This window comes from Paraburkholderia sp. BR10872, assembly GCF_040965835.1.
GTDB lineage: Bacteria > Pseudomonadota > Gammaproteobacteria > Burkholderiales > Burkholderiaceae > Paraburkholderia > Paraburkholderia nodosa_A.
In genome coordinates this window covers 1-20,609 of the sequence record NZ_JBFRCN010000090.1, presented here as the reverse complement: position 1 = coordinate 20,609, position 20,609 = coordinate 1, and the positions used below count along the sequence as shown (strand labels likewise).

19 protein-coding genes are annotated in these 20,609 nt (G+C 66.9%); 8 read left to right on the top strand and 11 right to left on the bottom strand.

The features are described 5' to 3' along the window. A partial coding sequence (locus tag AB4Y43_RS38530; protein WP_368730127.1) for a LysR substrate-binding domain-containing protein occupies positions 1 to 833 on the top strand: 833 nt, incomplete at its 5' end. A gap of 18 nt (positions 834 to 851) precedes the next feature. Here the strand turns inward: AB4Y43_RS38530 and AB4Y43_RS38525 are convergent. Continuing rightward, entirely contained in the window at positions 852 to 1,112 is a 261-nt protein-coding gene (locus tag AB4Y43_RS38525) for a hypothetical protein (protein ID WP_069268628.1), read from the bottom strand. 155 nt (positions 1,113 to 1,267) lie between these two features. On the opposite strand from AB4Y43_RS38525, the gene AB4Y43_RS38520 reads away from it, so the two are divergent. Beyond that, a complete protein-coding gene (locus AB4Y43_RS38520) occupies positions 1,268 to 1,885 on the top strand; it encodes an HAD family phosphatase (protein ID WP_342947426.1) in 618 nt (205 codons plus the stop codon). A 35-nt stretch (positions 1,886 to 1,920) separates the two neighbouring features. After that, on the top strand, positions 1,921 to 2,616 hold the full coding sequence (locus tag AB4Y43_RS38515; protein WP_342947427.1) for a DUF4410 domain-containing protein: 696 nt from the start codon (positions 1,921 to 1,923) through the stop codon (positions 2,614 to 2,616). A 15-nt stretch (positions 2,617 to 2,631) separates the two neighbouring features. Here the strand turns inward: AB4Y43_RS38515 and AB4Y43_RS38510 are convergent, their stop codons facing one another. The 5 genes from AB4Y43_RS38510 to AB4Y43_RS38490 all read right to left on the bottom strand — a co-directional run bounded on the left by AB4Y43_RS38510 (position 2,632) and on the right by AB4Y43_RS38490 (position 5,962). Further along, entirely contained in the window at positions 2,632 to 3,336 is a 705-nt protein-coding gene (locus AB4Y43_RS38510) for a glutathione S-transferase N-terminal domain-containing protein (RefSeq protein ID WP_342947428.1), read from the bottom strand. A gap of 139 nt (positions 3,337 to 3,475) precedes the next feature. Then, positions 3,476 to 3,787 carry a cupin gene (locus AB4Y43_RS38505; RefSeq protein ID WP_069268624.1) on the bottom strand — a complete coding sequence of 104 codons (312 nt, stop codon included), beginning with the start codon at positions 3,785 to 3,787 and terminating at the stop codon, positions 3,476 to 3,478. A 46-nt stretch (positions 3,788 to 3,833) separates the two neighbouring features. Then, positions 3,834 to 4,607, bottom strand: coding sequence for a hypothetical protein (locus AB4Y43_RS38500; protein WP_342947429.1), 774 nt, complete (start codon positions 4,605 to 4,607; stop codon positions 3,834 to 3,836). Between the two features lie 126 nt (positions 4,608 to 4,733). Then, positions 4,734 to 5,456, bottom strand: a complete 723-nt coding sequence (locus AB4Y43_RS38495; RefSeq protein ID WP_069268622.1) for a dienelactone hydrolase family protein — start codon at positions 5,454 to 5,456, stop codon at positions 4,734 to 4,736. Positions 5,457 to 5,542: 86 nt separating this feature from the next. Continuing rightward, complete coding sequence (locus AB4Y43_RS38490) at positions 5,543 to 5,962, bottom strand: secondary thiamine-phosphate synthase enzyme YjbQ (RefSeq protein WP_069268621.1); 420 nt, start codon at positions 5,960 to 5,962, stop codon at positions 5,543 to 5,545. Positions 5,963 to 6,149: 187 nt separating this feature from the next. Here AB4Y43_RS38490 and nfsB point away from each other — a divergent pair, with 187 nt between their 5' ends. Together nfsB and AB4Y43_RS38480 are read left to right on the top strand one after the other, a co-directional pair. Further along, a complete protein-coding gene (gene nfsB, locus AB4Y43_RS38485; RefSeq protein ID WP_069268620.1) occupies positions 6,150 to 6,800 on the top strand; it encodes an oxygen-insensitive NAD(P)H nitroreductase in 651 nt (216 codons plus the stop codon). Between the two features lie 88 nt (positions 6,801 to 6,888). Next, on the top strand, positions 6,889 to 7,344 hold the full coding sequence (locus AB4Y43_RS38480) for a PACE efflux transporter (protein ID WP_342947430.1): 456 nt from the start codon (positions 6,889 to 6,891) through the stop codon (positions 7,342 to 7,344). A 15-nt stretch (positions 7,345 to 7,359) separates the two neighbouring features. Here the strand turns inward: AB4Y43_RS38480 and AB4Y43_RS38475 are convergent, their stop codons facing one another. Genes AB4Y43_RS38475 through AB4Y43_RS38460 form a run of 4 tightly spaced genes read right to left on the bottom strand, consistent with a single transcriptional unit; the run spans position 7,360 to position 16,792 of the window. Next, positions 7,360 to 8,943: an efflux transporter outer membrane subunit gene (locus AB4Y43_RS38475; RefSeq protein ID WP_141710891.1), complete on the bottom strand. Its 1,584-nt coding sequence runs from the start codon at positions 8,941 to 8,943 to the stop codon at positions 7,360 to 7,362. A 32-nt stretch (positions 8,944 to 8,975) separates the two neighbouring features. Continuing rightward, positions 8,976 to 12,290 carry an efflux RND transporter permease subunit gene (locus tag AB4Y43_RS38470; protein ID WP_342947431.1) on the bottom strand — a complete coding sequence of 1,105 codons (3,315 nt, stop codon included), beginning with the start codon at positions 12,288 to 12,290 and terminating at the stop codon, positions 8,976 to 8,978. Beyond that, entirely contained in the window at positions 12,287 to 15,445 is a 3,159-nt protein-coding gene (locus AB4Y43_RS38465) for an efflux RND transporter permease subunit (RefSeq protein WP_368730126.1), read from the bottom strand. Before AB4Y43_RS38465 ends, AB4Y43_RS38470 begins: the two co-directional genes overlap by 4 nt. 18 nt (positions 15,446 to 15,463) lie before the next feature. Beyond that, positions 15,464 to 16,792, bottom strand: a complete 1,329-nt coding sequence (locus tag AB4Y43_RS38460) for an efflux RND transporter periplasmic adaptor subunit (protein ID WP_342947432.1) — start codon at positions 16,790 to 16,792, stop codon at positions 15,464 to 15,466. 369 nt (positions 16,793 to 17,161) lie between these two features. Here AB4Y43_RS38460 and AB4Y43_RS38455 point away from each other — a divergent pair, with 369 nt between their 5' ends. Beyond that, the gene (locus AB4Y43_RS38455) at positions 17,162 to 17,383 is read left to right on the top strand and encodes a hypothetical protein (RefSeq protein ID WP_069268616.1); all 222 of its coding nucleotides are present in this window, start codon (positions 17,162 to 17,164) and stop codon (positions 17,381 to 17,383) included. A 25-nt stretch (positions 17,384 to 17,408) separates the two neighbouring features. On the opposite strand, the gene AB4Y43_RS38450 is transcribed toward AB4Y43_RS38455, so the two are convergent. Further along, on the bottom strand, positions 17,409 to 18,221 hold the full coding sequence (locus AB4Y43_RS38450) for a helix-turn-helix transcriptional regulator (RefSeq protein WP_368730125.1): 813 nt from the start codon (positions 18,219 to 18,221) through the stop codon (positions 17,409 to 17,411). A gap of 167 nt (positions 18,222 to 18,388) precedes the next feature. Between AB4Y43_RS38450 and AB4Y43_RS38445 the strand changes: the two genes are divergently transcribed. Both AB4Y43_RS38445 and AB4Y43_RS38440 read left to right on the top strand, forming a co-directional pair. Then, positions 18,389 to 19,618: an AAA family ATPase gene (locus tag AB4Y43_RS38445; RefSeq protein ID WP_368730124.1), complete on the top strand. Its 1,230-nt coding sequence runs from the start codon at positions 18,389 to 18,391 to the stop codon at positions 19,616 to 19,618. Between the two features lie 14 nt (positions 19,619 to 19,632). Then, a complete protein-coding gene (locus AB4Y43_RS38440) occupies positions 19,633 to 20,559 on the top strand; it encodes a hypothetical protein (RefSeq protein WP_368730123.1) in 927 nt (308 codons plus the stop codon). Positions 20,560 to 20,609: the final 50 nt, after the last annotated feature.

Genomic DNA, 20,609 nt, shown 5'->3' with positions numbered 1-20,609 from the left:
ATGTGAGCAAGCGTGTGGGCGTGCTCGAGGCGCGTCTCGGCACGCGCCTGTTGCACCGCTCGACGCGGCGCGTCGCGATGACCGAGGCGGGCGAGCGCGTCTATGCGTCGGCGGGCAAGATCCTCGACGACGTCGAGCGGCTCGTGGACGACGTCTCCACCACGCGGCGCATTCCGCGCGGCACGCTGCGCGTGTCGAGCAGCTTCGGCTTTGGCCGCAACTTCGTCGCGCCCGCGCTCGCCGGGCTTTCCGAGCGGTATCCGCAACTGAGCGTGCGCCTCGAACTGTTCGACCGGCTCGTCGACGTGGCGGGCGAGGGTTTCGATCTCGACGTGCGTATCGGCGACGAGATCGCCGGCCATCTGATCGCGCGCCGTCTCGCCACGAACTATCGCGTGCTTTGCGCAGCGCCCGCGTATCTTGCGCGGCGCGGCGCGCCACAGGAGGTCGCCGATCTCGCCGAACACGCGTGTCTCGCGATCAAGGAGCGCGATCATCCGTTCGGCGTTTGGCGCCTGACCAGGCATGGCGAGACGGTTTCGGTGAAGGTAGCCGGGCCGCTCTCGACCAATCACGGCGAGGTGGCCGTGCAGTGGGCGCTGGCGGGCCGCGGGATCGTGCTGCGCTCGATGTGGGATGTTGCGCCACTGCTGGAGAGCGGGCGCCTGCAGCGCGTGCTGCCCGGCGTCACGCAGCCGGCCAATGTCTGGGCCGTGTACCCGGCGCGCCTCGCGCAGTCCGCGAAGGTCCGCGTGTGCGTCAATCATCTGGAGGAAACGTTCGCGCGCATCGGCATTGCGGCGCCGGCAAACGAGGACGAGAGCGGGCGCTGACCGGGTTCGGCGGGAGCCTTACTCGCTCTCGGGGAGATCGAGCGCCTTGCGCTCGCGTCGTTCCTCGTTGCCGCGCCTCGCACGCTGGCGCTGGCGCGAAAGCACGGTGATGATCTGGCCGGTGGTGGCGTCGGCGGGGATTTCGTTGCGGATCACGTTCGCGACCATCGGCAGTCCCTTGCGCTGGCGGTGCAGCGCCTGCGCGATCGCCTGGCGGCACGCTGGCCCGTGGCAATCCCATTCGTCGCGCAGTTTTCCGCAGTAACGGCAGGTGTCCATGCGTCCCAGTTTACCCAAAATCGATGGGTGGTTTTAGGGGCGCGATCAGCGCGCCTCACGAGTGCCATTCGTGCGCCGCCTGGCGCCGGCCGGCGGTATGATCGGCTGCGGATGTGGCGGGACCGCAGTGCGAAATATCGTGGCGGGAGCGGCAGATGGCGGCGATCGGCGTAGTCCTGTTCGACATGGAAGGCGTGCTGTCCCACTACGATCGCGACGCGCGCGTGGCGAGCCTCGCGGCCGCGACCGGCGCGCCGCCTGCAGCGGTGCGTCACGCGATCTGGGGCTCGGGTCTCGAAGCGCGCGCCGACGCGGGCGAGATCGACCCCGACGCTTATCTGCGCGCACTGGGCGCAATGCTCGGCTGTGAGGTGGGCCGCGACGTGTGGCTCGCGGCGAGGCGCGCGTCGATCACGCCGAACGAGGCGGCGCTCGTGCTGGCGCAGCGTGTGGCCGCGCGTTGCCGCATCGCTGTGTTGACCAACAATTGCTCGCTCGTCACGCATCACCTCGACTATCTGAATCCGCCCGTTGCGCGGCTTTTCGGTTCACAGGTCTATTCGTCGGCGACGTTCGGCGCGGTCAAGCCGGCCGCGCAGACCTACCTGGGCTGCGTTGCACAGCTCGGCGCGCAGCCCCAGGAAACGCTCTTCATCGACGACAGCGAAGCGAACGTCACGGGCGCGCTCGACGCGGGGTTGCAGGCGTGCCACTTCGTCGAAACCGAATCGCTCGCGAGCGACCTGGCGCGGCTCGGGCTGATCGACGCTTGATGGCCGTGCCGCACGGGCGCTCACGGCGTGAATGAATGAATGGATGGCTGGCGAACGTACGGGAGCTTGCGATGAAGATGCAATGGAACTGGAAGCTGTTCGCGACAGTCTGCCTGTGCGCATTCGCGCCGCTCGCCGCGGCTCAACAACCGGGCGCGCCGCTCGTCTACGTGACGGACTTCGAACTCGACGCGGCCAACGTCAAGCAGGATTCGAATCCTGTGGAGAATGCGCGCGAGCACATGGGCGGCTTGCTGCTACGACCGCTGTTGCGCCACCGCGACCCGCAGCAGCAGGCCGATCAGGTCGTCACGAAAATGGCCGATGCGCTGGTGAACGACCTGCGCGAGAAGGGCCTCGACGCACGCCGCCTGCCCAGTGGCACGCCGCTACCCGCGCAGGGCTGGCTCGTGCGCGGCGTCTTCCTGAGCGTGGACGAAGGCAACAGCATGCGGCGCGCGGTGGTGGGGTTCGGCTCGGGCGCGAGCCAGATCGAACTGGCGGTGGCCGTGGACAACCTGGCCACCCAGGCGCCGCAGCCGCTTTATCAGGTGATCGACAGCCAGTCGAGCCATGCGAAGCCGGGCGCCGGCGCGGCCATCGCGCTCAATCCGTACGTGGCGGCGGCAAAATTCGTGCTCGCGCGCGCCGATGACCGCAAGAACGTGGACCGTGCGGCGGCCGAAGTGGCCGACTCGGTTGCGGCGCGCGTGAAAGCGGCGCCGCAATGACGCCGTGGGCGCGCCTTAGCCGCGCGGCGGAATGTTGAGCCCGCGCTCGACCGCCGGACGCGCGACGAATGCTCCGAGCGCGCGCGCGACGTTCCTGAAATCGGCGTAACCGACGAGGTCGCCGGCCTCGTAGAAGCCAACGAGGTTGCGCACCCAACCAAACGTGGCGATGTCGGCGATGGTGTACTCGTCGCCCATGATCCACTTGCGCCCCTCGAGGCGCTGGTCGAGCACGGCGAGCAGACGCCGCGACTCGGCGACGTAGCGGTCGCGCGGACGCTTGTCCTCGTACTCCTTGCCCGCGAACTTGTGGAAGAAGCCCACCTGACCGAACATCGGCCCGATGCCGCCCATCTGGAACATGACCCACTGGATCGTTTCGTAGCGCGCCGCGCCTTCACGGGCGAGAAAGCGGCCGCTCTTGTCGGCGAGATAGATGAGGATCGCGCCCGATTCGAACAGCGCGAGCGGCTCGCCGCCCGGGCCGTTGGGATCGAGGATCGCGGGAATCTTGTTGTTGGGGTTCAGCGAGAGGAATTCCGGCGACATCTGGTCATTCGCGTCGAAGCGCACGAGATGCGGCTCATAAGGCAGGCCGCTTTCCTCCAGCATGATCGAGACCTTGACGCCATTGGGCGTGGGCAGCGAATAGAGCTGGATGCGATCGGGGTGAAGCGCTGGCCACTTGCGGGTGATGGGAAATGCGGAAAGGTCGTTCATGCGGCGTCCTTGAAGGCCTTCAACGGCGCGGCGCTTGCCGTGCAAGGCGCGCCGCGGCCTGATCGACAGGCGGGAGTGGAGTCAGGCCGCCAAGTTTAGTGGAAATGGCGCATGCCGTCTTTTCGCCGCAAGACGCGGCTTACACGCTGCCTTCGCGCTCGACCACGAGAATGCGCGCCTCGCCGCGCGGATGCGCGACGTGCTCGCAGCCCACGCCCGCGAAGAACACGTCGCCGGCTTCGAGCACCGCGACCCGCTCCGCGCCGTCTTCGCGGTAATGCATGTCGACCACGCCGTCGAGCACGGCAAACACTTCCTCGCCGTCGTTGACGTGCCATTGGTACGGCTGGTCGGTCCAGTGCAGGCGCACGGTGGTGCCGTTCATGTTGGCGATGTCGAGCGCGCCCCACGGGCGGGTGGCGGTGAAGGTTTTCGAGCGGATGACTTTCATGGTGGTACGGCCTTGGGTGTGATCGTGCGGCGCCGCGGAGCGGGGGTCAGGGATTGGCAGGCATGGATTGCGCAAGACTCATCAGATTGAGCGGCGCGACGCGAATGAGGCCGCCGCGCGGGCTGTCGATATCGGCGATGAGCGTGAGCGACAGCGTCACGGTGACGGGCAGGATGAGCAGCAGCACCCGCCGGCCGACCTGGCCGTGCGCGCCGTAGCCCTGCATCAGGTTGCTGAAGATGGCGATGCTGATCATCAGCACCCACGCGGCGACGGGAATGCGGTTGATCCACGCGGCCTGCGTGTAGCCCTGGGTGTTGATGACGTCGTTCATGCCGGAGACCACCAGCGCCATCACCGGATTCGGCTGCGACTTCGCGGGATCGCGCACGCTCGCCCAGAGTTGCGTCTGAAGCTCGCCGGTGTCGCGGTTGATCTGATCGAGTGCGCCGGGCTCGTGCACGACGTAGAAGTGGATGCGCGCCTGAAGATAGCGCGCAAGCAGCGCCTTGGTCTGGGCAGTCGCCTCGCCGCCAAGCAGCTCGGCGCGCAGATACTCCGTGCCGATCGCGTTGGCTTCCTCTTCCTCCAGGTTCTTGCGCTGGTCGTAGCGGCTCACGGCCATCGAGAGCGTGAAGCCGATCAGGAGCGCGAGCAGCGTGAGCGTCGCGCCCTGCACGATCTTGTAGTTCTCGCGCGCCTCCTCGGCGAGCGGGAAGTAGCGGTGCAGCACGTTTGCGCCGAGTGCGGCGGCAAGCGGCAGCACCAGGATCAGCACGATGAACAGCAGCGCGGGGCGCTGGAGGATGAGCGGCGTCATGGAGTCTCCGCGAAAAGCGTGAGAGGGACGAAGGCGCTGCAATGCAAATCGGCGTCGCCCGCGCGAGGCGGGGCGACGCCGATTCTACGACAGTTCCGCGCGGCGGCGCGGGCCGCTGCCGGTGCTTTAGCGCGCCGTGCGCTGCGGCCACATCGTGCGGCCCCAGAACGTCAGCGAGCGGTCCCACGCGAGCTGCGCCCAGACCGGATCGTACTGCGTGATGGGGATGCGGTTCGGGCCCACGGCGGTCTCGTTCGCAAACGCGTGGTGGGCGAGATAGCGATGGAACTCGACGTCGACGTTGGCGCCCTTGAGCTTCGTTTCGAGCTCCGCGACGGTTTCGATGCTGAACGCCTGGTCCTGGGTTGCAAAGTGGCCGAGGATAGGTGCCGTGATCTTGCTCGCGTCGATGTATTCGAGCGGCGGGAAGCCATACCACACCACGGCGCTCGCAAGGCCCGGCACCATGGTGGCCGCGAGCAGCGTGAGCGCGCCGCCCATGCAGTAGCCCGTCACGCTCACACGGTCCGTGAGCGTCTTCAGATAGTTGACCGCGCCATACACGTCCTGCGAGGCGGCATCCGCGAAGTCGAGGCCCGTCATCAGATGGTGGGCCTCTTCCTGTTCGACCGTGCTCTTGCCGCGATAGAGGTCGGGCACGAGCGCGAAGTAGCCAGCTTGCGCGAGCCGGTCGGCCACGCCGCGGATCTGGTCGTTCAAGCCCCACCATTCCTGGATCACGACGATGGCGGGCGCGCCTTCGGTCTTCTCCGGTTTGGCGAGATAACCCTGGAGCGACTGGCCGTCAGGGCGGGTGAAGGAAATCATGGATCCGGCGGACTGTTTCATTTGGGGCAACCCTCGGTGAGTCGGTTGAACGAAAGACGCAAGCATAGCGCTTGCGTACGGGATTTGCGTGTCTGCGCCTGACCTGCTCATTCGCCGATCAGATGCAGCACGATATCGCGCGTGTGCGCCGCGCGCCGATGCTCGAACACATAGATGCCCTGCCACGTGCCCAGCACGGGATTGCCGTGCTCGACCGGGATGCAGAGCTGCGTGTGCGTGAGCGCCGTGCGCAAATGCGCGGGCATGTCGTCGGGGCCTTCGGTGTCGTGCTCGTAGCGCTGGGGATCTTCGGGCGCGAGCTGCTCGAAGTAGCGTTCGATATCGCGGCGCACCGAAGGATCGGCGTTTTCCTGGATGACGAGCGACGCTGAAGTGTGGCGGCAAAAGAGGGTGAGCAAGCCGGTGGCGATGCGCTGTTCGCGCACGAACGCGCGCACCTCCTGGCTGATCTCGACGAGCCCGCGCGTGCGCGTGCTCACCGGCAGATGATGGATGGCCTGGCGCATGATCGGTATTCTCCTTGCTGGCGGCGGCGCATGGCTGCTGAGCCGCCGCCGCGGCGATTTCAGCCTTCAAGCATAGCGCAGGCGCGCCGGGCGCGCAGACCGCCCCCGCGGCCGGCACACGATGCTGGTACGATGTCGCCCTTGCCGGGTACTGCCCCGGCCGACCGCATACGAAGGAGAAAACCGCTTGAACCTCACCCGCTTCGCGAAAGCCCGCCACGCCACCAAGGCGTTCGATCCCGCCCGCAAGATTCCCGCGGCCGTCATCGACGAACTCAAGGAGCTGATCCGCTTCAGTCCCTCGTCGGTCAATTCGCAGCCGTGGCATTTCGTGGTGGCCGAAAGCGACGCGGCGCGTGCGCGTATCGCCAAGGGCATGGAAGGTTTCGCGTACAACGAGCCGAAGGTCACGCGCGCCTCGCACGTGGTAGTGCTGTGCGTGCGCACCGACATGGACGAAGCGCACCTCGCCGAAGTGCTCGCGCAGGAAGAAGCGGACGGCCGCTTCGCCAATGCCGAGGCGAAGGCGGGTCAGGAAAAGACGCGCGCGTTCTATGTGAACCTGCATCGCGAGCGCAACGACCTGCCGGCCTGGATGGAAAAGCAGGCGTATCTCGCGCTCGGCACGCTGCTGATCGGCGCGTCGACGCTCGAAATCGACGCCTGCCCGATGGAAGGCTTCGACGCGAAAGCGCTCGACGAGGAACTGGGCCTGCGCGAGCAGGGCCTCACCGCTTTGGTGGTGGTCGGCCTCGGCTACCGCAGCGCCGACGACTTCAACGCGAAGCTGCCGAAGTCGCGTTTGTCCGCAGATTCGGTATTCACCGATCTCGGTTGATTCGCGCAGGGTTTCGCCGCGCTCGCAGCAGGTGCGGCGATTGACGCGGCCCGAAGCCACGCGGGAGCCGCATCAGGAGCATGGGTCCATGCAGGGTATCAAACGCCGGATCGTGTACGTCACGCTGTTCGAAGGCATCGCGATCCTGATTACCAGCACGAGCTTCGCCTCGCTCTCGGGCAGCGGCATGGACCGCGCGGGCGCGGCGGCGGTGTTTTCATCGCTGATCGCGGTGGGCTGGAACTTCGTCTTCAACCTGCTGTTCGAGCGCTGGGAAGCGCGCCAGACGAAACGCGGCCGCAGTGTCGCGCGCCGTATTGCGCATGCGGTCGGCTTCGAGGGCGGCCTCGTGGTGTTCCTCGTGCCGATGATCGCGCTCACGCTGCACGTGACGTTGATCGAGGCGTTCGCGATGGATATCGGCCTCTCGATGTTCTTTCTCGTCTACAACTACGTCTATAACCTGATTTTCGATGCCGTGTTCGGCCTGCCGGCCTCCGCCATGCCGGTGACGACGGCTTCGGAACGCGAGCCGCGCGCGTAGCGCAGCGTCGCCCGGTCAGGGGCTCGCAGCGGCGCCCTGCGTCCTGCTCGCTTCCACGTTTGCCGGACCGCTTGCGCTCGCGCCCGCCGCCGCGGCGTCGGAAGCCGGCGCCACCGCACGCGCCGGATGCTGCGCATCGTGCAGCTGCCCGGACCAGCCGCCGCCCAGGTCGCCGATCAGCGAAGCCGTATCGAGCAGCCGCTGCTGATGCACGTTGAGTGCGCTCTGCTGATTGGTCACCTGTGTAGCCAGGGCCGTGGCCACTGTCGTGTAGTCCACGGTGCCCGCCTCGTATTCGTTTTGCGCGATCTGCGCGCCGCGGATGGCGTCGCGCACGGCGGTATCGAGCACGTCGGCCTGCTGCGCGAGGATGCGCAGCCCCGAGAGATCGTTCTCCACCCCCTGGAACGCCGTCAGCACCGTGCCGCGATAGTTCGCCACCGCCGCGTCGTAGCTCGCGCGCGCGGCCGCCACCTGGCCGCTGCGCTGGCCGCCGTCGAAGATCGTCTGGGTCGCGCTCGCGCCGAGCGACCACACATAGTTGCTCATGTGCAGCAGGCCCGAAAGCGGCGACTGCGTGAAGCCGTCGAGCGCAGTGAGCGAGATCGTCGGATAGTACGCAGCCACCGCCACGCCGATCGCCGCGTTGGCCGACGCCATCTGGCGTTCGGCGGTCGCAATGTCGGGCCGCCGCTGCAGCAGCGTGGAGGGCACGCCGGCGGGAATGGCGGGCAGCGCGGGAAGCTGAGTGCTGTGCGGGATATCGACCTCTTCGGGGTTGCGGCCCACGAGCACCGCGATGGCGTGCTCGTTTTGCGCGCGCGCCACGCCCAGGGCGATCAGGCTCGCACGCGCGGATTCGAGCTGCGTGCGCGCGGAGATCAGGTCGGACGGCGGCACGGTGCCCGCCTGGTCCTGGTTGGCCACCACGCGCAGGAAGTCCGAGTACGCCTGCACGGTATGCGTGAGCAGGTCGATATCGGCATCGGTGATGCGCAGATCGATCACGGCGTTCGCCAGTGCGATCTGTTCGGAGAGCGTAGCGTTGGCCAGCGTCGCTTCGCTCGCCTGCGCCGTGGCCGACTGTTCCTCGATCTGGCGGCGCACCTGGCCCCAGAGGTCGATGTCCCAGCTCGCGTTCGCTTCGAGCGTGCCGCCGTTGACGATACGCGCGCCGCTCGGCGTGGACGTGATGCTGCTCACGCTGCTGAGCGTGCCGGTGGAGGAGCGCTCGCGCGCGAGCGAGCCGGTAATGCCGATGGTCGGGAAGAGGCTCGCACGCGCGACACGCACTTCGGCGAGCGCTTGCTGGTAGTTCGCGTAGCTCTGCCGCACGGTCTGGTTCGAGACCTGGACGAGCGGTTCCAGTTCGTCGAGCAGCGGGTCCTGGAAGGCGGTCCACCATTCGCCCTTGGGGCCCTGGGCGGCTTCGGGCTCGGCCTGGGTCCAGCCGGGCAGTTCTTTCCACGTGGCGGGCACGGTGACCTGCGGGCGGTGGTAGTCCGGCCCGACCATGCAGCCTGCGAGCAGCAGCGCTACGGTGAGGGGCGCGAGCGCCTGCGCGCGCGTGGCAGCGCTTGCGGCGGCGGGGATCAGCATTCGCATGAGCGATGGATTAAGGCGGGTTTTCATCATGATGCGCTCTCATCGGCCTGACGATTCCACGGCAGGCGCGCGGCCCAGCGCGCGAGGCGTGCGCGCACGCGGTCGAGGAACAGGTAAATCACCGGCGTGGTGTACAGGGTAAAGACCTGGCTCAGGAGCAGGCCGCCCATCACCGTCACGCCGAGCGGCTGGCGCAGCGAAGCGCCCTGGCCAATGCCGATGGCGAGCGGCAGCGCGCCGAGCACGGCCGCGAAGGTCGTCATCATGATCGGTCGCAGGCGCACCACGGCGGCTTCGTGAATCGCGCGCCGCGCCTCCATGCCCTCGTTGCGCTGCAACTGGATGGCGACGTCGACCATCATGATGCCGTTTTTCTTCACGATACCGATGAGCAGGATGATGCCGATCATCGCGATCACCGAGAACGGCGTGCCGAAGATCAGCATGGCGAGAATCGCGCCGATGCCGGCCGAAGGCAGGGTGGAGAGGATCGTGAGCGGGTGGATGGTGTTTTCGTACAGCACGCCCAGCACGATATACACCACGGCGAGCGCGGCGAGAATGAGCAGCGGCACGACGCCCATGGACTGTGCGTAGGCCTGCGCCGCACCCGCGAACGCGCCGTGGATGGAGGCCGGCATGCCGATGTTGCGCTCGGCCTGCCCGATGATCGTGCCGGCCTCCGAAAGCGAGCCGCCCTTGGGCAGATTGAACGAAATCGTCCCCGCCACTTCGGTGCCCTGGTGATTGACCTGGGTGGCCGTATGGCGCGTCTTCCAGTCCATGAGCGCCATGAGCGGCACCATGGTTTCGGCGGCCGTGCTGTCCGCGCTGCCGCTGGAGCTGCCGCCCTTGCTGTTGGCGATCGCGTTGTTCTGCTGATTGGCCACCGCGTTGGCGTTGCGCTCGTTGGTGTTGCCGTTCGCCGTGGTGGCCGTGGTCACGGCCGTGAAGGGCGTGACGCCCGAGATGACGCTCGACGGCATCTGCGTTTGCGCGGCGCCGCTCGCGTTGCCCGCCGCCGTGCTCAGCCAGATGTCCTGGAACGACTGTGGAAACTGCCAGTACTGCGGCGCCACTTCCATCACGACGAAGTACTGGTTGATCGCGTTGTAGATGGTCGAAACGGTGCGCTGGCCGAAGGCGTCGTAGAGCACGTTGTCCACCTGGTTCGGGTCGAACCCGTAGCGCTTGGCGGTCGTGCGCTGCACCGTCATGTAGGCCTCCAGACCATTTTGCTGCAGGTCCGAGTTCACATCCGACATCTGGCTGCGGTGCTTGTTCAGCTCGTCCACGAGGCGCGGCACCCAGGTGAAGAGCGCGTCGGCGTCGTCGCTCGTGAGCGTGTACTGATACTCGGCCGCCGACTGCCGCCCGCCGATCTGCAGGTCTTGCTGGGCCTGCATGAAAAGCCGTGCGCCCGAAACGCCATTGAGCTTGGGACGCAGGCGGTTCACGACCTCGGTGGCCGTCAAGCGACGTTCGTTGAGCGGTTTCAGCTCGACGAACACGGTGGCCGAATTGAGCGCCCGCCCGCCCGTGAAGCCCGCCACCGATTGCACCGCCGGATCGGCCTTCACGATGGCCTGCAGCTGCGCGAGCTTTTTTTCCATCGCCGTAAACGAAATGCTCTGGTCCGCGATGATCTGCCCGATCAGGATGCCGGTGTCCTGCTCGGGGAAGAACGTGCCGGAAAGCAGCCGCGCGAGAAACACATTGCCGACCAGCAGCGCGAACAGGATGAAGATCGTGAGCCGCGCGTGATCGAGCGCGACGTCGAGCGTGCGCGAGTAGAACTGCTTGAAGCGCTCGAACTGCGCGTCGATCCACACGGCCGCGCGCGATGGCTTCTTGTGCAGCGCCTCGCGCTTGAGCACGTAGGCGCACATGGTGGGCGTGACCGTGAGCGAGATCACGAGCGAGATGAGGATCGCGATCGAAAGCGTCATCGCGAACTCATGAAAGAGCAGGCCCACGATGCCGGGCATGAGCAGAATGGGCAGGAACACGGCGATGAGCGAAAGGCTCATGGAAAGCACCGTGAAGCCCACTTCGCCCGCGCCTTTGAGCGCGGCTTCCTTCGGGTCCATGCCGGCCTCGATGTGGCGCACGATGTTCTCCAGCACGACCACGGCGTCGTCCACCACGAAGCCTGTGCCGATGGTGAGCGCCATGAGCGACAGATTGTCGATGCTGTAGCCGAGCAGGTACATGGGCCCGAACGTGCCCACGATGGAAAGCGGCAGCGCCACGGCGGGGATGAGCGTGGCTCGCGGCGAGAGCAGGAACACGAACACCACGCCGATTACGAGCAACACGGCGATGAAGAGCGTGCGTTCGGTGTCGGCCACGGAGGCGCGCACGGACTCGGAGCGGTCGATCGCCACATCCACCTTGATCGTGGCGGGCAGCGCGGCCTCGATGGAGGGCAGGCGATCGCGGATCTGCTGCACTGTCTTCACGACGTTGCTGCCCGGCATCGGGTAGACGATCACCAGCACGGCCGACTTGCCGTTGTAGAGGCCCGCGTTGCGGATGTTTTCGTTGGAGTCGATGACGGAAGCCACGTCGCGCAGGAACACGGGCGAGCCGTTGCGATAGGCGATCACCACGTCGCGAAACGGCGCGGCCTTGCTGATCTGGTCGTTCGACGTCACCGTGTAGCGCTGGTTGCCCTGGTCGATATGGCCTTTCGCGCTGTTCGCGTTGGCCGCGCCGATCGACGCGCGCACGTCTTCGAGGCCGATGCCGTAGCTGTTGAGCTTGCCCGGCTCCAGTTCCACGCGCACCGAGGGCAGCGCGCCGCCGCCCAGTGTGATCTGGCCCACGCCGTCCACCTGCGAGAGCTGCTGCTGGATGACCGAATCGGCGGAGTCGTACAGCTGAGCCTTCGTGAGCGTGTCCGAGGTGAGCGCGAGCACCATGATCGGCGCGCTCGCGGGGTTGTACTGGCGATACGTCGGGTTGCTGCGCAGCGTGGTGGGCAAGTCGGCGCGCGCGGCCTGGATGGCCGCTTCCACGTCGCGCGCCGCGCCGTTGATGTCGCGGTTCAGGCCGAACACCACCACGATGATCGCCGTGCCCGTGTTGCTGATCGACGTGAGCTGGCTGACATCCGCGATGGTGCCGAGCCGGCGCTCCAGCGGCTCGGCCACGGTGGACGCCATGATGTCCGGGCTCGCGCCTGCCATGTTGGCCTGCACCACGATCACCGGGTAGGCGATGTTGGGCAGCGGCGCGACCGGCAGCCGGAAAAAGGCGAGCATCCCCGAAATGAGGATGGCGATCGCGAGGAGAGATGTCGCGACCGGCCGGCGGATGAAGAGCGCCGAGAGGTTCACGGCGTGCCCTCGGGCGCGGGTGGCGCGCCGTTGCCGGGACCGCCGCCCGCGTCGCCGTCCGCGTGGCTTTCAGGCCTGCGCTTGCGGCCGAAGCGTTCGGCCAGCCGGTCGAAGAGCAGATAGATCACGGGTGTCGTGAACAGCGTGAGCATCTGCGAAAGCGTGAGTCCGCCGATGATCGCAAGACCCAGCGGACGGCGCAGCTCCGAGCCCGTGCCGCTGCCGAGCAGCATGGGCAGCGCGCCGAGCATGGCCGCGAGCGTGGTCATGAGAATCGGCCGGAAACGCAGCAGCGACGCTTCGAAAATCGCCTCGCGCGGCGGCTTGCCGTGCACGCGCTCGGCTTCGAGCGCGAAGTCCACCATCATGATGGCGTTCTTCTTGACGATGCCGATCAGCAGCACGATGCCGATAATGCCGATCACGTCGAGGTCCTTGCCTGCGATCATCAGCGCGAGCAGCGCGCCAATGCCGGCCGAAGGCAGCGTAGAAAGAATCGTGACCGGGTGCACATAGCTCTCGTACAGCACGCCCAGCACGATATACACGGCCACGAGCGCCGCGATCAGCAGATACACCTCGCTGGCAAGCGAATCCTCGAACGCCTGCGCCGCGCCCTGGAACGACGAGGTGATCGAAGGCGGCAGGTTCACGGCGGCCTCGGCTTTGCGCACGTCGCGCACGGCGGCGGAGAGCGACGCGCCATCGGCGAGATTGAACGAGATCGTGACCGAAGGGAACTGCGCGAGGTGGCTGATCATGAGCGGCGAGCGCGTGATGCTGATCTTCGCAATGCCCTTGAGTGGCACCTGGCCTTCGCTGCTCGTCTGGCTCGGCAGATAGAGGTCGCCGAGCGATTCGACCGTGGGCAGCGCCTCGGGCTTCGCCACGAGAATCACGCGGTACTGGTCCGACTGCTGGAAGATGGTCGAAACGATGCGCTGGCCCAGCGCATCGTAGAGCGCGTTGTCGATGGTCGCCGCCGTGATGCCGTAGCGCGCCGCGAGCTGGCGGTTCACTTCGACGTTCACGGAAAGGCCATCCGTGTTGAGGTCGCTCGTGACGTCGCGGATCGACGGGATCTGCTTCATGCGTGCGATGAGCGCGGGCACGTACTGCTCGAACGCGTCCTGGCTCGGCCCGCGCAGCACGAAGTTGTACTGGTTGCGCGAGACCGTGGTGTCGAGCGTGAGGTCCTGCTCGGGCTGGATGTAAAGGCGCACGCCCGCGACCTTCGCGACCGACTGCTGAATGCGCCGCCCGATTTCGTCGGCGGTTTCGGAGCGGTCGTCGTGCGGTTTCAGGTTGATGAGGAAGCGCCCGTTGTTGAGCGTGTTGTTGATGCCGTCGATGCCCACGTACGAGGTGAGCGAAACGACATCGGGGTCCTTGAGGATTTCCTCGGCCAGGGCGGACTGGCGCCGCACCATCGCCTGGTAGGAGATGGAGTTGTCGGCCACGCTGATGCCTTGCAGCACGCCCACGTCCTGCACCGGGAACAGGCCCTTCGGAATCACGACGTACAGCAGCCCGGTGAGCACCACCGTCACCACGAACACGACGAGCGTGAGCGTCTGATGGTCGAGCACCCAGCGCAGGCCGCGCTCGTAGGCGTTGAGCGTCTTGTTGAAAAGCCCTTCGCTGATGCGCTCGAAGCGGCTCGGGTGGCGCTCGGCCTGGGCGCGCAGTATGCGCGCGCACATCATCGGCACGACGGTGAGCGAGACGACGGCCGACAGCACGATGGTCACCGCGAGCGTGACGGCGAATTCGCTGAAGAGGCGTCCGATCACGCCGCCCATGAAGAGTAGTGGAATCAGCACGGCGATGAGCGAGATCGTCAGCGAAAGAATCGTGAAACCGATCTGGCCAGCGCCTTTTAACGCCGCCTGCAAGGGTTTGTCGCCTTCCTCGAGGTAGCGCACGATGTTTTCGATCATCACGATCGAGTCGTCCACCACGAAGCCCGTGGCGATGATGAGCGCCATGAGCGAGAGGTTGTCGATCGAATAGCCCAGCTCGTACATGATCGCGAGCGTGCCGATCAGCGAGACCGGCACTGAGATGCTCGGAATGATGGTGGCGGGCAGATTGCGCAGGAACACGAAGATCACGGCCACCACGAGCGCCACGGCGAGCACGAGTTCGAAGGCCGCGTCGCTCACCGAAGCGCGGATTACGCCCACGCTGTTCGACACCACCGTGACCTGCATGCCCGCGGGCAGCGCCGCTTCGAGCTGCGGCAACTGCTGCATGATCTGGTTGACGGTGGCGATCACGTTCGCGCCCGGCTGGCGCTGCACGTTCAGCACGATGGCGGGCGTCTTGTTGTACCAGGCGCCGCGCTCCACGTCCTGCGCGGCCGTTGAGACGCGCGCCACGTCGCGCATGAAGACGGGCGAGCCGTTCTCATAGGCGATGACGGTGTCTTCGTAGTCCTTCGGGTCCGAGATCTGGTCGTTCGAATTGATCGTGTAGTTCAGTTCGGGGCCGTCGAAATTGCCTTTCGGGTTGCTCACGTTGACGTTGGCGAGCAGGGTGCGCAGGTCGTCGAGATTCAGGCCGTAGGCGGCGAGCTTCTGCGGGTCGGCTTCGACGCGCACGGCGGGCACGTTGCCGCCCGCCGTGGTGACGAGGCCCACGCCCGGCACTTCGGAAATCTTCGTGGCGAGACGGTTGTTGGCCGCGTCCTGCAACTGCGTGAGCGACATCGACTTCGACGTGATCGCGAGCGTGAGGATCGGCTGGTCGGCCGGGTTCACCTTGGCGTAGGTCGGCGGCGCGGGCAGGCCGCTCGGCAGGAAGCTGTTGGCCGCGTTGATGGCCTGCTGGACGTTCTGCTCGGCCACGTCCAGGCTCAGCGAGAGGTCGAACTGCAGCGTGATGATCGAGGCACCCTCGGAGCTGTACGAGATCATCTGCTGCAGGCCCGGGATTTCGCCGAGTTGCACTTCGAGCGGCGCCGTGATCGTGGTCGCCATCACGTTCGGGCTCGCGCCCGGGTAGAAGGTCTGCACCTGGATGGTGGGATAGTCCACCGCGGGCAGCGAGGAAACCGGCAGGAACTTCATCGCGACGAGGCCGATCAGCACCATCGCGATCATCAGGAGCGAAGTCGCGACCGGCCGCAGGATGAAGAGACGCGAAATATTCATCGGCGCTGGGTCCGGGGCTCAACCCGCTTGCGAGGCCGCGGCGCTCGCGTCGGAGGCGTTCGGCGCCGTGGCGCCGGGTTCGCTGGCCGCGCCCGGGGCGCTGCCATGGTGCGGCGCACTCGCCGCGCCTGCGTGCGTGGCGGGCCTCGGCCCCGCAGGCTGGATCTTCGTGCCGTCGTTGAGGCGGTCGAGGCCGTCGGTCACGACATGCTGACCCTGTTGCAGGCCCGCGGAGATCACCGTGTAGCGGCCGTCGCTCGGGCCGAGCGTGACCTTGTGGACCGACACGGTGTTGTCGGCGTTCACGAGGTACACGTAGTCGCCGGGCGCGCCAGTCTGCACGGCGGGCGTCGGTACGAGTACGGCGTTCTGCAGCGTGTCGACGAGCAGCCTCACGTTGACGAACTCGTTGGGAAAGAGCGCCTCGTTGTCGTTGGGCACGCTCGCGCGTAGCGTGACCGTGCCGGTGGCCGTGGCCATCTGGTTGCTGAGCGCGAAGAGCGTGCCGGTGGCGATCTGGCGGGTGTTGTCGCTGCTGAAGACGGTGATCGGCAATTTCGCGCCGGCGTTGACGCGCTCGAGCACGCTGCCTAGCGAGGTTTGCGGGATGGCGAACTGCACGGTGGTGGGCTTGATCGTCGTGATGACGGCAATGCCCGTGGAGCTGGACGACGTCACGTAGTTGCCCGGATCGACGAGCCGCAGGCCCACGCGTCCCGACACCGGCGCCGTGATGCGGCAATAGATCAGGTCGAGCTCGAAGAGCCTGACGTTCGCCTTGTCGGCCTGCACCGCGGCTTCGTACTGCTTGACGAGGAACTGCTGGTCGCTGTAGGTCTGCGCGGCGATCGACTGCTTTGCGTTCAACTGCGTATACCGCGCGAGGTCGGCGCGCGCCTGTGCCAGCAAGGCCTGGTCCTTGGCGAGCTGCGCGAGCGCCTGCTCCTTGCTGATCTCGTACTGGCGCGGGTCGATCTGGGCGAGGAACTGCCCCTTCACGACGTCCTGGCCTTCCTTGTAGCCCACCTCGGTGAGGTAGCCGCTGATTTGCGGCAGAACCGTGACAGTCGCGACAGGCGTGACGGTGCCGAGCGCGTTGAGCGTCACGGGCATGGGCCCGAGCGTGGCGGCGGCCACGGTCACGACCTGCGGCGCCGCGCCATGCTCCGTCTTCTTGTTGCGCATGATGTGCACGATCACGAGCACAATCAGCACGATCACGAGAATGGCGAGAATGATCGGGCCGAGCCGGCGGCGCTTCGGTGCCCGCGGGGGCGGAGCGGGTGGCGGTGGCGGGGGCGGCGGGGGTGGCTGGGGCGCGGGTTGCGTCTGCGGGACGTCGCTCATGCCTGCCTCCAGGAGATCGGAACACCGCGCGAGGCGGTGCGGAGAAACCATGTCGGCGCACTCAACGGCTTGGGCGCCGCGAATTGCTGCCGGAGACTGTCGAGTTGCTGCATACGCATTCTCATGATTGTTATGCCGTCGAAGCCGTGCCCCGCCATGCAGCGAAGGCTAAGACTCGCAGTCTAACCAACTCGTGCGCCAATTTCGAAACGTTAGTTATTTGTAAGATTTTCGGGCGTTTACAGCGCGCGGACCGGTTGAGGGTTGAGCATGGGCCGCGCTGTGCAATGCATCGCAGAAATGCTTGTTTGCGTGCACGCCACCGACTGTCTAGATTGGAAGGGGTCAACGCCTCGCAAGGAGTCCGCAATGTCGAAGCTGTCGATACTGTCCGTGCCGGCGTGGTTCACGCGGCGCGGCCGGGCGAATCGGGCGCCGCCCACGCCGCAAGCCGATGAGCCCGAACTGCGCGACGCGTCGCGCGAAACCGAGCATCTCGAGCGAATCGCTACTTATGCACGGGCCGGTTACTTCAATATGGGCTATACGCCCGACATGTTTCCGCTAGTGGGCGATCTGCCGCCGCATTGAGCCGCGCCACGCGTCTGCGCGCGTATTACTGCGCAGCGCTTTCCTCTGCGAAACCCGCCGTGTCGCCAAGGGTGCCGGCGGGCCGGAACTCGCTGGGCGGCACGCCCAGTTCGCGGCGGAACATGTCGCTGAAGCTGCTGGGTAGATAGCCCAGCATCCGCGCCACGGCACTCACGGGCTCGCCTTGCGCCAGGCGCGATACCGCGACTGCGAGCTGCACCTGGCGGCGCCACTCCGCAAACCCCATGCCAAGCTCGCGCGTGAAGAGCCGCGAGAGCGTGCGTACGCTCGCGCCCACCCATGCCGAGTGTTGTTCGAAGCCGATATCGGCCGATGGGTTGTCGATCACCGCGCGGCACAGCGTGGCGAGGCGGCGGTCGGACGCGTCGGGCAGCGGAATGCGCAGCGTGGAGCGCGGTGCGTGGGCAAGTTCGATCGACGCGAGGCGATAGGCCGCGTCGAGCCAGGTGTCGTCTTCGCGCGCGCGTTCCGCGAGGCTCGTGATGAGTTCGCGCAGCAGGCAGTTGACCTCGAACACTTCGCACCGCTCGCTCAGGTGCCGGCTGTCGCGCTCGTGGAGATACAGATTGCGCATCTCGACGGCGCTCAGCATGTGGATGGCGTGCTGCGTGCCGGGAGGCAGCCACACGGCGCGCTGCGGCGGCACGACGAGCGCCTCGCGCTCTACCTCGACCCACATCACGCCGGAGACGGCGTAGAGCACCTGCGCCCAGGTATGCGAGTGCGGCTCGATCTGGAGGCCGCGCGGGTAGTGGCGTGCTAGCGAACGGCCGCGCCCGGGCTCGTTGTCGAGTTCGGGCGGCGCGGCTTGGGGCATTGGGGGCCTCCGGGTGACAGGTGGGGCGTGGCGTGCGTGCCTCGTATGGCGATCGCCACGCTAGCATGGTTGGGCGCGGGCCGGAAGCACGGCGGTGGCATTGCCGCCCTGCGATGCGCATCGGTAATATGTGACGATTGACCGACCGCGCCCTGCATTATCCGCCCATGAACGCAACCGATCCTGCAGTACAAGACGAAGCCCCGCTCGGGCTCTACACACGCGGCGCCGGCCGAGCGCGCGAATGGTGGCGCGTCACGCCTTCGGAACGCGCACGCATGTACCGCATCGAGCACGGCCAGGGCGAGGACGGTGAAGTCGACATCGACATCGACACCGAAATCGATCTCGACAATCTCGAAGCGAAGCTGCTCAAGTGGCGTCGCGAGGGCTTCGTTTCCGAAGCTCAGCGCGCCGATGAAGCGCGAGCCACACAAGCGGGCAGCACATTTGCCGCCGCCTTGCAGCGGGCCGTCGAAGTGGCGCGCGACGCCAAAGCGACTCAAGCCAGCCCGCAAATCCACACGCCCACCGTACGCATCGGCAGTGTCGACCTGCCGCGCGGGGAACCGAACGCGCTACTGCCGCGCGTGAACGCAGCCTACCTATTCACCGAACGCGGCGACGACATCGTTCAGGACATCGTAGAAAATCGCCGCGTCATGTTGATCGGTCATACGGGTTCGGGCAAGACGAGCTTCATCGAGCAGGTGGCGGCGCGCGCGGACTATGGCGTGCTGCGCGCGAACATGAACGGCCAGACCACCATTGGCGACTTCGTCGGCTTCTGGACCGTGAAGGGCGGCGAGACGATCTGGGTGGACGGCGTGCTGCCCGTGGCGATGCGCGAGGGCTACTGGCTCATCATCGACGAACTCGACTTTGCCGAGCCTTCGATTCTGGCGGTGCTCACCGCCGTGCTGGAACCGAACGGCCGCCTGCTGCTCAAGGAGCGCGGCAACGAAATCGTCGAGCCGCATCCGTCGTTCCGTCTCTTCGCCACCGCGAACGCCGCGGGCGCGATGAGCGCGTACCGACATCTGTACCAGGGCGCGAATCTGCTCAACGAGGCGTTTCTCGACCGCTGGCGCGTCTACCTGTTCGACTATCTTTCACTTGAAGAGGAAACCGAAGTGTTGCTGCGCACGCTGCCTGCGCTCACGCGGCCGCTCGCGCACACACTCGCCGCCATCGCCGCCGACTGCCGCGCCGCGTTCGCCCGCGAGGATCTCGCGAGCGCGTTCTCCACGCGTCGCCTGATCGACTGGGCCGAACTCATGCTGCGCACCGGCGATGTCGAGCGCGCGGCGGGGCCGGCAATCTACGCGAAGGTGAGCGCGGACGATGCGGCGCTCATCCGCAGCGTCATCCGGCATCACGTGATCTTCGACGCGTGAGTGCGGAGGCGCCCGTGGCCAGCTTGCAGGACGCAACACATAGTTTGACGGCGAGCGCCGATCCCGCGGGCGCGCTCGGCCGTCTCGCGCGGGTGCTGACCGGCGACTCGCGCGTGAGCGTGACGTTCGGTGCGGGCGAGCCGCGCATTGAAGGCGAACGTTTCGTGCTGCCCGCGCGTCTCGCGACTGATGGCGTGGATGAAGCCGCACTGCTCGGCGCGCTCGATTTGCTGGCGGCGCGCCGTCGCTACAGCGAAGCGGCGCGTCTGGATACGCCGCAAGCCGGCGTGACGGGGCGCATTGCGCAGGCGATCGAGGACCGTCGCGTGCTCGCACAACTCGCGCTGGCGTTTCCTGGTGCGCCACGCTACGCGCAAAGCTGGCGTATGCAGCGCGGCGAGGCGGTTGCGCGGCGCTGGTCGAAACTGGCGTGGCGCGAGCGCCTTGCGTGGGCGATCGAGCGTACGCTGTGGGACGAAGCGCCCGGTGTGCTCGAGCGCGACGCCGCGCCGCTGGCCGCCGCGCTGCGCGCGATCGACGCTCCGCTCGGCGCGGCCCGCGCGAGCCAGTCGACGCGCGCCAGCCTGAGTGCTGCCGCGGCGATCGTGGCGGGCGTGCGCTCGCTCGCGTCGCGCGGCGCGAACAACATGATGCAGACGGCGGCCCCGTCCGAAGGGCTCGACGACGAATCGGCGCGGCTCGCTCAGGCAATGGATGAATTCGGCGAGGCGGACGAGGTCGAACCGCCGGGCGGCGCCGCCCAGCCCGACAACGCCCGCGAAGGCGACGACGGCGCTTCGGCACGTGCGAGCGCCGAGTCCGATTCCGCCTCCGGCTCAACGCTTTCCGAAGCGGACGCGCCGCACGCCGCCGCCACGAATCGCAGCGCTGCGCCAACGCGCGCAGCTTGCGCCACGCGGCGATCCCGCCGCGGCCCGTGAGATCGCTGACGACGTCGTAGGCCGTGGTCAGCGGGATCGACAATCGTGGC

What these genes read in the sequence shown, in the direction of transcription:
- AB4Y43_RS38525 (WP_069268628.1), bottom strand. Translation starts at nt 1,112, where the DNA reads ATGGACACCTGCCGTTACTGCGGAAAACTGCGCGACGAATGGGATTGC.
- AB4Y43_RS38520 (WP_342947426.1), top strand. Translation starts at nt 1,268, where the DNA reads ATGGCGGCGATCGGCGTAGTCCTGTTCGACATGGAAGGCGTGCTGTCC.
- AB4Y43_RS38515 (WP_342947427.1), top strand. Translation starts at nt 1,921, where the DNA reads ATGAATGGATGGCTGGCGAACGTACGGGAGCTTGCGATGAAGATGCAA.
- AB4Y43_RS38510 (WP_342947428.1), bottom strand. Translation starts at nt 3,336, where the DNA reads ATGAACGACCTTTCCGCATTTCCCATCACCCGCAAGTGGCCAGCGCTT.
- AB4Y43_RS38505 (WP_069268624.1), bottom strand. Translation starts at nt 3,787, where the DNA reads ATGAAAGTCATCCGCTCGAAAACCTTCACCGCCACCCGCCCGTGGGGC.
- AB4Y43_RS38500 (WP_342947429.1), bottom strand. Translation starts at nt 4,607, where the DNA reads ATGACGCCGCTCATCCTCCAGCGCCCCGCGCTGCTGTTCATCGTGCTG.
- AB4Y43_RS38495 (WP_069268622.1), bottom strand. Translation starts at nt 5,456, where the DNA reads ATGAAACAGTCCGCCGGATCCATGATTTCCTTCACCCGCCCTGACGGC.
- AB4Y43_RS38490 (WP_069268621.1), bottom strand. Translation starts at nt 5,962, where the DNA reads ATGCGCCAGGCCATCCATCATCTGCCGGTGAGCACGCGCACGCGCGGG.
- AB4Y43_RS38480 (WP_342947430.1), top strand. Translation starts at nt 6,889, where the DNA reads ATGCAGGGTATCAAACGCCGGATCGTGTACGTCACGCTGTTCGAAGGC.
- AB4Y43_RS38475 (WP_141710891.1), bottom strand. Translation starts at nt 8,943, where the DNA reads ATGCTGATCCCCGCCGCCGCAAGCGCTGCCACGCGCGCGCAGGCGCTC.
- AB4Y43_RS38465 (WP_368730126.1), bottom strand. Translation starts at nt 15,445, where the DNA reads ATGAATATTTCGCGTCTCTTCATCCTGCGGCCGGTCGCGACTTCGCTC.
- AB4Y43_RS38460 (WP_342947432.1), bottom strand. Translation starts at nt 16,792, where the DNA reads ATGAGCGACGTCCCGCAGACGCAACCCGCGCCCCAGCCACCCCCGCCG.
- AB4Y43_RS38455 (WP_069268616.1), top strand. Translation starts at nt 17,162, where the DNA reads ATGTCGAAGCTGTCGATACTGTCCGTGCCGGCGTGGTTCACGCGGCGC.
- AB4Y43_RS38450 (WP_368730125.1), bottom strand. Translation starts at nt 18,221, where the DNA reads ATGCCCCAAGCCGCGCCGCCCGAACTCGACAACGAGCCCGGGCGCGGC.
- AB4Y43_RS38445 (WP_368730124.1), top strand. Translation starts at nt 18,389, where the DNA reads ATGAACGCAACCGATCCTGCAGTACAAGACGAAGCCCCGCTCGGGCTC.